The 13,208-nt window shown below is 72.0% G+C and carries 13 protein-coding genes; 6 read left to right on the top strand and 7 right to left on the bottom strand.

Annotation, left to right across the window (positions count from 1 at the left end; genetic code table 11):
* Positions 1-33: 33 nt before the first annotated feature.
* Positions 34-426, top strand: coding sequence for a hypothetical protein (locus AB0G10_RS40950; RefSeq protein ID WP_360935211.1), 393 nt, complete (start codon positions 34-36; stop codon positions 424-426).
* Positions 427-467: 41 nt separating this feature from the next.
* On the opposite strand, the gene AB0G10_RS40955 is transcribed toward AB0G10_RS40950, so the two are convergent.
* Both AB0G10_RS40955 and AB0G10_RS40960 read right to left on the bottom strand, forming a co-directional pair.
* A complete protein-coding gene (locus AB0G10_RS40955) occupies positions 468-2,141 on the bottom strand; it encodes a ThuA domain-containing protein (RefSeq protein ID WP_360935164.1) in 1,674 nt (557 codons plus the stop codon).
* Positions 2,138-4,915: a PQQ-dependent sugar dehydrogenase gene (locus AB0G10_RS40960; protein ID WP_360935167.1), complete on the bottom strand. Its 2,778-nt coding sequence runs from the start codon at positions 4,913-4,915 to the stop codon at positions 2,138-2,140. Before AB0G10_RS40960 ends, AB0G10_RS40955 begins: the two co-directional genes overlap by 4 nt.
* Positions 4,916-5,067: 152 nt before the next feature.
* On the opposite strand from AB0G10_RS40960, the gene AB0G10_RS40965 reads away from it, so the two are divergent.
* Positions 5,068-5,958 (top strand): FAD-dependent oxidoreductase, encoded by an 891-nt coding sequence (locus tag AB0G10_RS40965; RefSeq protein WP_360935170.1) that lies wholly within the window; start codon positions 5,068-5,070, stop codon positions 5,956-5,958.
* 1 nt (position 5,959) lies between these two features.
* Here AB0G10_RS40965 and AB0G10_RS40970 read toward each other — a convergent pair whose 3' ends face one another.
* Complete coding sequence (locus AB0G10_RS40970; RefSeq protein ID WP_360935173.1) at positions 5,960-6,772, bottom strand: MBL fold metallo-hydrolase; 813 nt, start codon at positions 6,770-6,772, stop codon at positions 5,960-5,962.
* 190 nt (positions 6,773-6,962) lie between these two features.
* On the bottom strand, positions 6,963-7,949 hold the full coding sequence (locus AB0G10_RS40975) for a malate dehydrogenase (protein WP_360935176.1): 987 nt from the start codon (positions 7,947-7,949) through the stop codon (positions 6,963-6,965).
* 223 nt (positions 7,950-8,172) lie between these two features.
* Here AB0G10_RS40975 and AB0G10_RS40980 point away from each other — a divergent pair, with 223 nt between their 5' ends.
* Complete coding sequence (locus AB0G10_RS40980; protein ID WP_360935179.1) at positions 8,173-8,625, top strand: GNAT family N-acetyltransferase; 453 nt, start codon at positions 8,173-8,175, stop codon at positions 8,623-8,625.
* A 116-nt stretch (positions 8,626-8,741) separates the two neighbouring features.
* Positions 8,742-9,620 (top strand): LD-carboxypeptidase, encoded by an 879-nt coding sequence (locus tag AB0G10_RS40985; protein WP_360935182.1) that lies wholly within the window; start codon positions 8,742-8,744, stop codon positions 9,618-9,620.
* Here the strand turns inward: AB0G10_RS40985 and AB0G10_RS40990 are convergent.
* Complete coding sequence (locus AB0G10_RS40990) at positions 9,589-10,632, bottom strand: lipase (RefSeq protein WP_360935185.1); 1,044 nt, start codon at positions 10,630-10,632, stop codon at positions 9,589-9,591. The two genes, AB0G10_RS40985 and AB0G10_RS40990, sit on opposite strands and share 32 nt — an antisense overlap.
* A 178-nt stretch (positions 10,633-10,810) precedes the next feature.
* Here AB0G10_RS40990 and AB0G10_RS40995 point away from each other — a divergent pair, with 178 nt between their 5' ends.
* A complete protein-coding gene (locus AB0G10_RS40995; protein ID WP_360935188.1) occupies positions 10,811-11,095 on the top strand; it encodes a hypothetical protein in 285 nt (94 codons plus the stop codon).
* Here AB0G10_RS40995 and AB0G10_RS41000 read toward each other — a convergent pair.
* Together AB0G10_RS41000 and AB0G10_RS41005 are read right to left on the bottom strand one after the other, a co-directional pair.
* Positions 11,070-11,741 carry a hypothetical protein gene (locus AB0G10_RS41000; protein ID WP_360935191.1) on the bottom strand — a complete coding sequence of 224 codons (672 nt, stop codon included), beginning with the start codon at positions 11,739-11,741 and terminating at the stop codon, positions 11,070-11,072. The genes AB0G10_RS40995 and AB0G10_RS41000 overlap by 26 nt on opposite strands.
* Before the next feature lie 21 nt (positions 11,742-11,762).
* On the bottom strand, positions 11,763-12,236 hold the full coding sequence (locus AB0G10_RS41005; RefSeq protein ID WP_360935194.1) for a DinB family protein: 474 nt from the start codon (positions 12,234-12,236) through the stop codon (positions 11,763-11,765).
* Positions 12,237-12,286: 50 nt separating this feature from the next.
* Here AB0G10_RS41005 and AB0G10_RS41010 point away from each other — a divergent pair, with 50 nt between their 5' ends.
* Positions 12,287-13,024, top strand: a complete 738-nt coding sequence (locus AB0G10_RS41010) for an alpha/beta hydrolase-fold protein (protein WP_360935214.1) — start codon at positions 12,287-12,289, stop codon at positions 13,022-13,024.
* Positions 13,025-13,208 lie beyond the last annotated feature (184 nt).

Below are 13,208 nucleotides of genomic sequence, written 5' to 3' on the forward strand. Positions count from 1 at the left end.
GGAACGGTGGATGGGATTCGCAGGGCTCAGGAGATGAACGTGGCCGGGGATCGGGACGGGGCGCGCGCCCTGCTCGAACGGCTGTGGGAGGACGGCGGCGACGCGCAGCAGCGGTGCTGGATCGCGCACTATCTGGCCGACCTGCAGGGATCGGTGGCGGAGGAGCTGCGCTGGGACGAGATCGCGATGGCGGCGTTCCGGGAGCTCGGCGACGACGGGGATCGGGCGCTGCTGCCGTCGCTGCACCTGAATCTGGCCGACGTCCATCGGCGGGCCGGGAACGCGAGTGAGGCCCGGCGCCATCTCGCGGAGGCCGCCGCGGGGCTCGGCGCGCTGCCGGCCGGCGACTACGGCGACCTCATCCGCGGGGCGCTCGAGCAGGTGAGCGCCCGGATCGACGCCGGATCCGCCGAGCCGCTGACGTGAGGGGACCCCGGCCTGCAGCGCAGGCCGGGGTCCGGGGGACCTCAGGAGGGGAGGGTCCACTTCTGGTTGGCGCCGCCGTGGCAGTCCCAGATGTGGATCTGCTGACCGTCGGCGGAACTGTTCTGGCTCACGTCGAGACAGCGGCCGGACTGCGGATTCCGGATCGCGCCGCCGGCCTGCGGCGCCCAGTTCTGCGCGCCGGTTCCGTTGCAGGTGTACAACTGCGTCCTCGTGCCGTTGGCGGTGCCGCCGCCCGCGACGTCGAGGCATTTGCCGAGGGCCCGCAGCGTGGTGCCGGACCGGGTCCAGTTCTGCGCGGCCGTGCCGTTGCAGGAGTAGAGCTGGATCTTCGTACCATCGGCGTTTGATCCTCCGGCGACGTCGAGGCATTTGCCCGCCAATCCCCGGATCGGGCCCGACGCATTCGCGACCGATTCCTTGATGCGGATGTTGCGGAAGGAGGCGGTGTCGCCGGCGCCGTGGTTCTGGATGCCGATGTGGCCGGCCAGGGAACGCGCCGGGTCGGTGTTCGTGAAATCGTTTATCTGTACGCCGTTGAGGAACACCCGCAGCCGCTCCCCCTCGACCAGCAGCTCATAGGTGTTCCACGCGCCCGGCGGATTCAGCGCGGCATCCCGCGCCGCCAGATCCGCCGACTGGAACGTATAGACCGCTCCCGTGGTCCGGTCGGCCGCGTCGGTGGCGTCGATCTGCACCTCGTAACCGTTGTTCACGGCCGACCACGGGTCGTCCGACGGCGGGAAACCGAGGAAGACGCCGGTGTTGTCGTCGCCCTCGAGACGCCAATCCAATTTGAGCGAGTAGTTGGTGAACTGTTTCGCGCTGTACCAGAACAGGCCCATTCCGCCGGTCGAGGTCAGTGTCGCGTCGGTGTTCGTGAACGCGCCCGGGCCCGCCTGCGACCAGCCGGTGGTCGAGCCGTTGTAGAGAGGCGTGTACCCGGTCTCCGGCCGGCAATCCGCTTTCGCCTGGCCCGCCGCATAGCGGATGCCGCCGAGCAGGTGGGTGCGAAAAGCGCTTTCACTGTACGAGGAGATGGTGTGCCCGCCACCGGTGTAGAAGGAGCGGCCACCCTGATAGGGCTTGCACCACGCGTGCGGGTGGTCGGCGCCCATCGTCCCGCCGGAGTACGACGACTCGTCCAGGGTCGCGAGGACGTGGGCGCTGGACCGGGCGTTGGTGCGGTAGTCGTACCACTCGTCGGTGCGGTTCCAGGTCTGCGGCAGGTGGGCGGTCGCCGCGTGCGCGCGGTCCTCGACCTTCACGGTGGCCGGCTGGATCGCCGGGTGCGAGGCGAACCAGGCGCCGACGAGCTCGCCGTAGAACGGCCAGCCGTACTCGGTGTCGGCGGCGGCGTGCACCCCGACGAAGCCGCCACCGGCCCGGATCCAGTTCTCGAACGCGGTCTGCTGTGCCGCGTCGAGCACGTCGCCCGTGGTGTTCAGGAAGATCACCGCTTCGAAGGTGGCCAGGTGGGCCGGGGCGAAGACGGCCGGGTCCTCGGTGTCGGTCACGGTGAACCCGTTCGCGTCGCCGAGTTCCCGGACGGCCTGGACGCCCGCCGAGATGGAGTCGTGCCGGAACCCGGCCGTGCGGGAGAAGACCAGCACGTCGTACGGGGTGTCGGCCTGCGCCGGCGCGGGCACGCCGAGGGTCGCCGCCACCATGGCCAACAGGAGGAGCACTCTTCTCATGACTGGACCCACTTCTGGTTGGCGCCGCCGTAGCAGTCCCAGATGTGGATCTGCTGACCGTCGGCGGAGCTGTTCTGACTGACGTCGAGACAGCGGCCGGACTGCGGGTTGCGGATGCTGCCGTCGGCCTGCGGCGCCCAGTTCTGCGCGCCCGAGCCGTTGCACGTGTAGAGCTGCGCCCTGGTGCCGTTCGCGGTGGCGCCACCGGCCACGTCCAGACACTTACCCAGCGCGCGGTAGGTCTGACCGGACCGGGCCCAGTGCTGCGCCGCCGTGCCGTTGCAGGTGTAGAGCTGGATCTTCGTACCGTCCGAGGTGGCTCCTCCTGCCACGTCGAGGCACTTGCCCGCGAGGCCCTTCATCGGGCCGGACGGCTGGGTCGCGAAGGTGAACGCGTCGAGGTCGTAGAGCGCGCCCGCCCCGCCCGCGAAGGTCAGGTAGAGCGTCGTCGTGCCGGCCGGCGCGCCGCTGATCGCGCCGGTGACCGTGGTGAACGTGTCCCAGGCGCCGGTCACCGGGACGGCCGCCGAGCCGAGGACGGTCCCGGTCGGGGAGCCGGCGCGGACCTGCAACGTCCCGCCCGCCCCGGCGGACGAGACCCGGGCGGTGAAGGACGTGACGTTGCCGAGCTGGTACGGCTCGAACGCGATCCAGTCCCCGTTGTGGATGTCGCCGACGGTCCGCCCGCCCTCGGCCGGGGTCTTGGTGAACGTGTTGATCCCGGACGAGGTCGTGAAGTGCTCGGCCTGCCGGTGCCGGGGCTGGAGGATGTGCTGCTGGTGGGTGGTGATGCCGGCCGCGTCGGTGTACTCCGCGTCGAACACCGCGAAGATGTTGGCGGCCGCGTCGTGCTCGCCGTCGACCGGGATGGTGATGACGCCCGTGCAGCCGTCGACCGAGGTGATCTGGTGGCCGTGGCTGTCGTGGCCGAGCACGTAGGTCATCTTCGCCCGGGCACAGTCGATCGTGCCGTCCTCCGGGTCACTCGGCGTGAAGGTGAACGGGACGCTGTCCCCGTACGAGAAGAGCTGCCCCCGGCCCGGAGTGCCGATGCTGATCGAGGGTGCCGTGTTGCCCACCCCGATCGGCACGCTCGCGGTGCCGGACGCGCCCTGCGGGTCGGTGACGGTCAGTGTGACGTTGTAGGTGCCGTTCGCCGTGTAGGTCTTGGTGGGATTGGCGCTGGAGGACGTCGTCCCGTCGCCGAACGCCCAGGAGTAGGTCAGCGCCCCGCCCTCGGGATCGGACGACCCGGCCGAGGAGAACGCGACGGTGAGCGGCGCCTGCCCGGTCGTCGGGTTCGCCGCGACGACGGCCGTCGGCGCCCGGTTGCCGCCGCCGACGTGGTCGTAGCGGTAGAGCGCCGAGTTGGCGTCGCCGTTGAAGTAGCCGGTGCCGTAGTCGAGCACGTAGAGCGCGCCGTCCGGGCCGAACGCCATGTCCATGACCTGCTTGCCGCCCCAGGCGAAGTCGGAGATCTCCCCCACCGCGCCGTCGGCGCCCACGTGGATCGGCTTGATCCAGCCGCGGCCGAGCTCGCCGGCGAAGAAGTGGCCGTCGAGCGACTGCGGGAACTTCGTGGCGCTCGGGTTGGCGGCGTCGTACCGGTAGACCGGCCCGGCCATCGGCGACTCCGAGCCGGTGCCGAACGCGGCCGGGCTCCCGGCGTCGCCGGCGTACCGGATCCAGGCGCCGCGCGCCGGCGGCAGCGTGGTCAGCCCGGTGTTGCGGAACGAGTTGTTCGTCGCCCCCGCGGCGCAGCCGTACTTCGGCCCGGTCGTGCCGGTCGCGAAGTTCCACTCGTTGTACGTCTCGGTGCTGGTGTTCGTGCCGGTGCAGTACGGCCACCCGTAGTTGCCGGCGCTGGTGATCCGGTTGAACTCGACCTGGCCGCTGGGCCCGCGGTTCGGATCGGTGGACCCGGCGTCCGGGCCGTAGTCGCCGAGGTAGACGACGCCGGTGGCCTTGTCGACGCTCATCCGGAACGGGTTGCGGAAGCCCATCGCGTAGATCTCCGGACGGGTCTTCGCGGTGCCCGGCGGGAACAGGTTGCCGCTCGGGATCGCGTACGACCCGTTCGCGTTCACCTTGATCCGCAGCACCTTGCCGCGCAGGTCGTTCGTGTTCGCGGCAGTGCGCTGCGCGTCGTAGGCGGGGTTGCGGTTGGTCCGCTCGTCGAGCGGCGAGAAGCCGGCCGAGTCGAACGGGTTGCTGTCGTCGCCGGTCGACAGGTAGAGGTTGCCGGCCGCGTCGAAGTCGATGTCCCCGCCGACGTGGCAGCAGATCCCCCGGGTGGCCGGCACGTCGAGGACCGTGACGGCGCTCGCCGTGTTCAGCGTGAAGTCGGCGTTGAGGGTGTACCGGGCCAGCCGGTTCACACCCTCCCACGCGGAGAAGTCGGCGCCGGTCGCCGGGGCGTCGCCGGCCGGGGTGGAGAGCGGCGGCGCGTAGTAGAGGTAGATCTGCCGGTTCGTGGCGAAGCCCGGGTCGACGCCGACGCCCTGCAGGCCCTCCTCGTCGTGGGTGTAGACCGGCAGCGTGCCGATCACGGTGGTGGTACCGGCGGCGTCGGTGCGCCGTAGTGTGCCGTTCCGGGCGGTGTGCAGCACCGACCGGTCGGGCAGGACGGCGATCGCCATCGGCTCGCCGACCTCGGCCACGCCCTTGGCGAGGGTGACCTGCTGGAAGTCGGCGGCGTCGACGGGGTGGGCCTGGGCGGGCTGCGGCCAGGCAACGATCAGGATCAGTGCGGCGAGGATCGGTTTCAGGCGCATGGCAGGTCCGTTCCGAGAGGGATGTCAGATGCGGGGACCTGCGCCGACACACCGATCTGACCGGCTTTCGTGTTACACGGACGTTAATGACTTTCGATGTCTCTGTCCATCCTTTCGTCGGTCCGGACGAAAGTCCCGGATAAAGTCGGCTCATGGACGTCGTGGTGGTGGGCGCCGGCATCGCCGGCCTGTCGTGCGCGCGGGCTCTGGCCGAGGGCGGGGCGAGGGTACGGGTCGTCGAGCGCGGCCGGGTGCCGGGCGGCAGGCTGGCCAGCAAACGGTACGACGGGCGGTATGCGGACATCGGCGCCGCGTACTTCGTCGCCGACGACCCGGGCTTCGCCGCGCAGGCCGCGTCCTGGGAGTCCCGGGGTCTCGCCCGGCCGTGGACCGACACCCTGACGGTCCACCCCGGCGGCTCGCCGTCGACCGGCCCGATGCGGTGGGCGGCGCCCGGCGGCCTGCGATCCCTCGCCGTGGATCTTGCCGCCGGCCTCGACGTGCGGCTGTCGGCAGCGCTGGACGCGATACCGTCCGATGCCGACGTCGTCGTGCTCGCCATGCCCGGCCCGCAGGCGCTGCGCCTCGGTCCGCCGCCCGGGATCGCCGCGGCGGCCCGCGCGCAGGTCTGGCAGCCGGTGATCGCCGCGGTCCTCACCTACCCGGCCCGCGAATGGCCGGACTTCCACGGCGCCTTCGTCAACGACCACCCGCTGCTCGCCACCATCTGCGACGACGGCGACCGCCGTGGCGACCACGCTCCCGTCCTGGTCGCCCACTCCACCGCCGGCCTGGCCTCCCAGCACCTCGACGATCCCGCCGCCGCCGGCCCGATCCTGGCCGCCGCCGTCGGCGACCTCCTCGATCTCTCCGCGAAACCCGGGGTGGAGGTGCATCGCTGGACGTACGCCCAGCCGGAGCCGGTCGACGCCCCCTACGCCGTGGACGGGCGGGTCTGGCTGTGCGGCGACGCGTTCGGGAAGCCGCGCGTCCAGTCGGCCTGGCTCTCCGGACGGGCCGTGGCGCACGCTCTGCTCGATTGACTCACGCCGGCGCCGGTCCGCGACCGCGCCGGAGACCGTCGACCTGGAAGGTGTGGATCTCGCTCACCCATTCCCAGCCGGGCGCCGCCGATCCACCGATCCGCGGGTCGGCCGGGTCGCGGCCGTCGCGCAGCGCGAGCACATAGGCCCGGTCCCGCGCGATCCGGGCCCGCGCCTCCCCGGCCCCGCCGACCGAGCCGTGGCCGGGGACGACCACGGCCGCGTCGTCCGCCACGGTCTCCAGCAGATCCAGCGCCGCGAGGTAGTCGCCGACCGGGTCGGCGGCGTCCTCGATGTCGAGCATCGGGATCAGGACGTCGGAGAGCATGTCGCCGGCGACGAGGACGCCACGGTCGGCGATGAGCAGCGCCGCGTGGCCCTGCGCATGCCCCCGATGCTCGAGGATCCGGACTTCCGGACCGTCCCAGGGGATCCTCTCCGTCCCGGGCGGCAGACCCTCGATCAGGCCGTACCGATCCAAGGAGACCTCGTCCGCGATGCCCGCCGGCTCCAGGTGCTCGATGATCCGCGCCTTCGTCGCCGGGTCGGCTTCGACGGCCGCCGCGCAGCGGGCCGTGCCGTAGCGCGGCGGATCACCGAACCGGCGGTGCCAGAGCAGGTGATCCCAGTCCGGATGGGTCGAGAATCCGGCGACGACGGCGCCGGGCAGGTCGTCCGCGAGGCACTCCAGCTCGGCGTCCCGCAGGCCCGGATCGATGAGCAGCACACCGTCGCGCCCTTGCACGACGATGCCGTTGCTCTTCAGGAAAGTGCTCTCGTGGACCAGCACACCGTTCGCGACAGGCGTCAGCACGGGTTCACCCTGCCATGACACCGTCGTTGCCGCACGACCGCCGCTGGTCGAGGCAATTCCGGACGCGCTCGTTCATCGCTTTCCCGTCCCACATCAGGAACGCATCGCCGTGCATCGAGGAGGCGATCCTTGTGGACCTCGGTGGCGCGGTAGGCGGCCCGCGACGGACCGCCCTTTCGCGCGCGCGAGATCAGATGAGGCCGAGCTTGCGAACCGCCTCGCGCTCCTCGACCAGCTCGTTCACCGAAGCGTCGATGCGGCCCCGGGAGAACTCGTCGATCTCCAGGCCCTGGACGATCGAGAACTGACCGCCCGACGCCGTCACCGGGAAGGACGAGATCAGACCCTCGGGCACGCCGTAGGAGCCGTCCGAGACGACCGCGGCGGAGGTCCAGTCACCGTCGGCGGTGCCGTTGACCCAGGTGTAGACGTGGTCGATCGCGGCGGAGGCGGCCGACGCGGCCGAGGACGCGCCCCGGACCTCGATGATCTCGGCGCCGCGCTTGGCGACCCGCGGGATGAACTCGTCGGCGAGCCACGCCTGGTCGTTGATGGCGTCGCGGACGCTGTTGCCGTTCACCGTGGCGTGCGAGACGTCCGGGTACTGGGTGGCCGAGTGGTTGCCCCAGATGGTGACCTTCTTGAGGTCGGCCACCGAGACGCCGAGCTTCGCGGCGAGCTGCGCGAGCGCCCGGTTGTGGTCGAGGCGGGTCATCGCGGTGAAGCGGTCGGCCGGGACGTCCGGCGCGTGCTGCTGGGCGATCAGGGCGTTCGTGTTGGCCGGGTTGCCGACCACGAGGACCTTGATGTCCGGCGCGGCGCCGGCGTTGATCGCCTCGCCCTGCGGCTTGAAGATGCCACCGTTGGCCTCGAGCAGGTCGCCGCGCTCCATGCCCTTGGTCCGCGGGCGGGCGCCGACGAGCAGGGCCACGTTCGTCCCGTCGAAGGCGGCCTTCGGGTTGTCGAAGACGTCCACACCGGCCAGGGCCGGGAAGGCGCCGTCCTGCAGCTCGAGGGCGGTGCCCTCGGCGGCGCGCGTCGCGGCCGGGATCTCCAGCAGGCGCAGCTTCACCTTCTTGTCCGCACCGAGCAGCTGCCCCGAAGCGATGCGGAACAGCAGCGCGTACCCGATCTGGCCCGCGGCGCCAGTGACGGTTACGTTGATCGGCTCGGCCATGAGCATCTCCCTGTTAACAGTGTGTCCACACAATCGTGATCCACACACCTTATAAGGCGTTCAGCGGACGATGGCCATGATAAGTACCTCACTCACCGGCCAGGCCGTCACCCTTCGGGTCACTCTACGTGAGCATCGGCACCTTCCACCGTGGACCGGTCGTCTTGTCTCGAGCCGCGTGACAGGACACCATCGGGCCGTGACCGGATTGAGCGTTCGCCCGATGACCGCGACCGAGTTCGCCACCTGGCGCCGCGCCCTGGAACGCGAGTACGCCGACGAGCAGGTGGCCGCCGGACGCTGGTCCGCCGAGCAGGCGCCCCGGCTGGCCCGGGAGGGCAACGACACCCTGTTCCCGCAGGGCCTGACCACCCCGGGCATGCTGTTCCTGACGGCCCTCCTCCCCGGCGGCACCCCCGTCGGATCGATGTGGATCGGCATCGAGCACCCCCGGGGCAACCCCGGCTGCGCCTTCATCTACGACATCCACATCGACGAGGCATACCGTTCGGCAGGTCACGGCCGCGCCCTGCTGACGGCCGGCGAGCAGGCGGCCCGCGACCGCGGCGCCACCGCCATCGAACTGAACGTCTTCGGCGCCAACACCCGGGCGATCCGCCTCTACGAGTCCGCCGGCTACACGGTGACCACCCAGCAGATGCGCAAGCCTCTCTGACCGGCCGCCCTCAGAAGTCCCGCCGGTCGTCGCACCACTCCCGCGCCTCACCGGGCGCCACCCCGGCCGGGTTCGGCGGTCTTCCGGCGGCCCGGCTGCACAGGAAGGCGTTGAACGTGCAGGAAGACCTCTCCATCCCGCTGCGGCCCGAACCCCTGCGGCCCGGTGATCTCGTCGCGCTGGTGGCGCCGGCCGGGCCGGTGGCGGCCGGCCGGGCGGAGGCGGCGGCCCGGGTGCTGGAGGGCTGGGGACTGCGGTTCCGTTTCGGCGGGCACGCCCTGGGCCGTGACGGTCTCTTCTCGGCCCCGGACGCCGACCGGCTGGCCGACCTCGACGACGCCCTCCGCGACCCGGAGGTACGGGGCGTCGTCTGCCTGCGCGGCGGCTACGGCACCCAGCGCATCGTCGATCGCGTCGACTACGCGGCCGTCCGCGAGGATCCGAAGCTGATCATGGGGTTCTCCGACATCACCGCCCTGCACGCGGCCCTGTGGTGCGAGGCCCGCCTCCCCACGATCCACGGCCCCACCGGAGCGAGCCTGTCCGCCGGCCCGGCCGGAGACGCGCGGCGGGCGCTGATGACCGACGATCCGGTGACGCTGCGGGGCGAGCCGTCGGCGGGCAGCGCCACCGGCATCCTTCTCGGCGGCAACCTCGCCATGCTCGCGGCGAACGCCGGCACATCCCACCAGCTCGACCTGCGCGGCGCGATCCTGCTGCTGGAGGAGACGAACGAGGCGGCCTACCGGGTGGACCGGATGCTGGTCCAGCTCCGGCGTTCGGGGAGCCTGGCCGGGGTGGCCGGGGTGGCGGTGGGCCGGTTCCTCCCCGAGCTCCCCCGGCGGATCATCGAGGAGCACTTCGACGTGCCCGTCCTCTTCGGCCTGGAGGTGGGGCACGGCCGGCAGCAGGTCGCCGTGGGCCTCGGCGTCCCGGCCCGCCTCGACGCCGGAGCCGGCACCCTCACCGTCCAGTCACCCTGCCGGAAGAAGTGAAGCCCTGTTCGCGTACGCAGGTGCGGTCGGCGTAACACCTCAGCGGCGGCTCGGCCTTCAGCTCGCGGGCGTTGACCATGGCGTTCGCGCTCTGCACCAGGGCGGCGGCCGCGTTGGGGCCGAAGGCCAGCGGGTCGACGGCCGGCATGAACGGCGGGCCGCATCGTTCGGTGCGGATGCGGGCCGGGACGGCGGGGCCCGGGTGGGTGAGGGCGTCCATGCCGATCAGGTACGCGGCGTTGTCGTACGCAAGACCGAAGTGCTCCACCACCTCACCGGGGCAGACCCGGTCGATCTCCAGGTTCGCGACGTTGGACGCGGCCGGGAGCGCTGCCGAGGTGTGCGGCACCACGATCTCGTCGCTGTGCACCATGACCTGCGTGTAGTCGATCGCCGGCCAGGTCTGCGGCCCGTCGTTGAGCGCCGCCAGGAACCGCGAGCCGGTCCGCTGCTGCCACCGCGCCGCCGGGCACTCCCCGGCCGCCGCGCACTGGGCCACGAACGTGGCCGTCCCGTGGTTCGGCGGGGCGAGCGCCACGTAGTCGTCGACCATGTCGCGGGTGTCCGGCCAGTATTTGAGCGCCCACCTGCCGAGCAGGCCGCCCTGGCTGTGGCCGACCAGCGAGATCGGGGCGCCGGCCGCGGCATGGAGCGTACGGATGGCCCGCACCACATGCCCGGCCGCCACCTGCAGATCCCCGCTCGCGTCCTCGGGCAGGTCGATCCCGCAGTACGCCCGTTTCTCCAGCGTGAACGCGCGGGCCCAGTTCCACGAGAAGTTGGCCCGGAAGTTCGAGCCCGTCCCGTGGATCAGCAGCACCGGGGTGCGCCCGGCCCTGGCGCTCGCCGCGGCGTCCCCCACACAGTGCAGGCTCAGCTTCCCGGCGGCGATCGCGGGCCCAGGTTCCCGGCTGGGCATGGCGAAGGCCGCGCCCACCCCGGTGACGAGGACGGCGACCGCGCCCAGCAGCATGGCGCGGACGCCGAACGGTCGGGGACGGTGCTGACGCATGGTGCCGTTGCTCCTCGCAGGTCTGAGATACCAGCGAGGGGAACGACCACCCCCGGCCCCCGGTGACGCGACACGCTCCGGGCCGCAGCGCTCCCGGCGTACCCGAAGATCTGAAAAGCCTCGTGGACGGGTGCGGGAAGGGGGCACGCGCGCAGGCCGGCGTGGTAGCCATGACGGCATGGACGAGGACGATCACTACATCGTCATCAAGGGGCGGCGGTGGCGGGCCACCGATCCGGCGATCCCGGAGGACGTGGCGGCGCGGCTGCGGCGTGCGCTGATGGCGGCCCGGCGCGACGTCGGGGCGATGCAGCGGCGCGGCGAGGATCCGGCGCCGGCCCGCAAGCGAGTACAGGCCGCGAAGGTGGCGCTCGGCGAGCGCGGCACGCCCTGGTGGGAGCAGACGCTGGAGGAGCGCCGGCGGCGGTGGGAGTCGCTCAGCGACGACGCCAGCGCTGACTGATCTTGTAGGCGAGCGCCCGCGACCCGTGGATCGTGCCGGTCGGATGCAGATCCGGGGTGGCGTTGCGGATCGGGTCGAAGGCCAGGGCGGCGTCCTCCGCGCCGGAGATCAGCTCACCGAACGTGACGCGGCCGACCGGCTGATCGTCGACCGCGATCACCAGCTGGGCGTTCCCGGTCAGCGCGGCGGCCGAGACCGCGTCGAGGCTGCGGCCCAGCGGCGTCCCCGACCCGGTGGGTCCGGCGGCGAGATAGACCTTGCGGTCACTGCCGGTCCGGTACGCCGTGATCGAGCCGTACCGGGAGGCGAACGAGCGCCGGGGCGCCGGCAGATGACGGGTCAGCCGGCCGCTGCCCGCCGTCGACAACAGCAGATCGGTGCCGTGCCCGTGCAGCCGGATCGCGACACCGAGCACGTCCGGGCGGCTGCCCCGGGTCCCGACGCCCTTCGACATCCGGACCGTCACCGGCCAGCGGCTCGGCTCGTCGAGCAGCCGCGAGCCGGTCGGCCGCGGCGCGCCCCAGATCTCGAGCTCGCCGCGGAACGACCGCCCGGCCGGGTGCAGGGAACGCCGGTGCCGGGACTTCGCCACCCGGATCCCGGCCAGGAGCAGCACGATGAACGCGGCCTTCTTCACGAAGGGCATCGGTACCCGTGCACGCCCGCTCTATGCCGCCAGGATCTGCTCCCGGAGGATGTCGGCGTGCCCGCAGTGCTGGGCCAGCTCGCGCAGCACGTGCAGATAGACCCAGCGCAGCGGCAACGGTCCACGGCGATTGCCGGGCAGGAGATCATCCAGGCTGAGCGAGGCGGTCGCGCTCCGCGATTCGTCACAGGCCTTTTCGTACGCCTCCCGCACACTGGCGACGGTGTCCCCGGGCTTCAGCACGAACGACTGGTCCGGAGTCCGCGGAATCCCGATCTCGGCGCGCGAACGGCCCGTGACAGCCTCGTCGAACCACACCTTCTCCACGAACGTGACGTGCTTGACGAGACCCAGAAGGGTGGTCTTCGACGGGACCAGCCGGCGCCGGGCCTGCTCCTCGGTGAGGCCGTCGAGGCAGGCCGCCAGCATCCGCCGGTGCTCGTCGAGAAAGGCGTCGAGCTGCCGCCGGAGCGGTTCGTCGAAATCCTCGGACATCCCTCCAGCATGTCAGCCGTTGATCAGACGTGCGACGACGGGCATTCCTCCTGGGCGGTACGGTGCTGGCTCTGGCCGGCGGATGCGGGCGGACCGGCGGCCCCTCCCCGGTCATACCCTCGGTCCCGGCCGGCGACGAGCGCCTCGAACAGCGGTTCTCGTCCGCCCGTGGCCGGACCGTGGACTTCTGGACGGCCGTGCCCGCAGGTCACGGCGACGGCCGCGGACTACCGGTCTGCCTCATCCTGCACGGCGGCTCCAAGCAGCCCGCGGACTTCTCCGGCCTGGGCCTGGGCAGGTTCCTGACCGATGCGGTACGCCGGGGCGCACCGCCGTTCGTGCTCGCCGGGGCCGGCGGGGACCGGCTGGCGTGGCGGCCCCGCGGCGGCGACGACCCGCAGTGGATGGTCCGCCAGGAGCTGCCGGCGTGGTGCACCGACCGCGGCTTCGACACCACCCGGCTCGCCGCCTGGGGCTGGTCGATGGGCGGCGCCGGCGCGCTGCTCCTCGCCTCCACCTTCCCCGGCTTCGTCCGCTCGGTGGCCGCCTTCTCCCCCGCCGTCACCGCCGGCGACGTGGTCTTCGACGGCCTCGAACGGGTCGGCCGCCTGCCGGTGGGCCTGTGGTGCGGCAAGGACGACGCGCTCTACGACGACGTCCGCACCCTGTGGGCGTCCCTGCCGGTGCCGCCGCGGGCCGGCGGTTTCGGGCCGGGCGACCACAACTTCGCCTACTGGTCGACCCGCATCCCGGACGCCTTCGACTTCGTCGCTTCCACCCTCACCTGACGACACCCGGCACCCGCGCCTGACACGCAAGCGACACGCCGCGGAAGTAGGCAGCCCGACGGTTGGGGCGCGGCCGGGGGCCGGCGCGGTCGGCACGGTCAGCGCGGCCGGCGCGGTCGGCACGGTCAGCGCTCGGTCGTGGTGCACGGCGGCGGCCCGCAGATCAGCCGGATGCTGACGAAGC

It is taken from the genome of Actinoplanes sp. NPDC023714 (assembly GCF_040639855.1).
GTDB lineage: Bacteria > Actinomycetota > Actinomycetes > Mycobacteriales > Micromonosporaceae > Actinoplanes.

Bases quoted from the DNA above. Each gene is read 5' to 3' on its own strand.
- AB0G10_RS40950 (WP_360935211.1), top strand. From the start codon at position 34: ATGAACGTGGCCGGGGATCGGGACGGGGCGCGCGCCCTGCTCGAACGG.
- AB0G10_RS40955 (WP_360935164.1), bottom strand. From the start codon at position 2,141: ATGAGAAGAGTGCTCCTCCTGTTGGCCATGGTGGCGGCGACCCTCGGC.
- AB0G10_RS40960 (WP_360935167.1), bottom strand. From the start codon at position 4,915: ATGCGCCTGAAACCGATCCTCGCCGCACTGATCCTGATCGTTGCCTGG.
- AB0G10_RS40965 (WP_360935170.1), top strand. From the start codon at position 5,068: ATGGACGTCGTGGTGGTGGGCGCCGGCATCGCCGGCCTGTCGTGCGCG.
- AB0G10_RS40975 (WP_360935176.1), bottom strand. From the start codon at position 7,949: ATGGCCGAGCCGATCAACGTAACCGTCACTGGCGCCGCGGGCCAGATC.
- AB0G10_RS40980 (WP_360935179.1), top strand. From the start codon at position 8,173: ATGACCGCGACCGAGTTCGCCACCTGGCGCCGCGCCCTGGAACGCGAG.
- AB0G10_RS40990 (WP_360935185.1), bottom strand. From the start codon at position 10,632: ATGCGTCAGCACCGTCCCCGACCGTTCGGCGTCCGCGCCATGCTGCTG.
- AB0G10_RS40995 (WP_360935188.1), top strand. From the start codon at position 10,811: ATGGACGAGGACGATCACTACATCGTCATCAAGGGGCGGCGGTGGCGG.
- AB0G10_RS41000 (WP_360935191.1), bottom strand. From the start codon at position 11,741: ATGCCCTTCGTGAAGAAGGCCGCGTTCATCGTGCTGCTCCTGGCCGGG.
- AB0G10_RS41005 (WP_360935194.1), bottom strand. From the start codon at position 12,236: ATGTCCGAGGATTTCGACGAACCGCTCCGGCGGCAGCTCGACGCCTTT.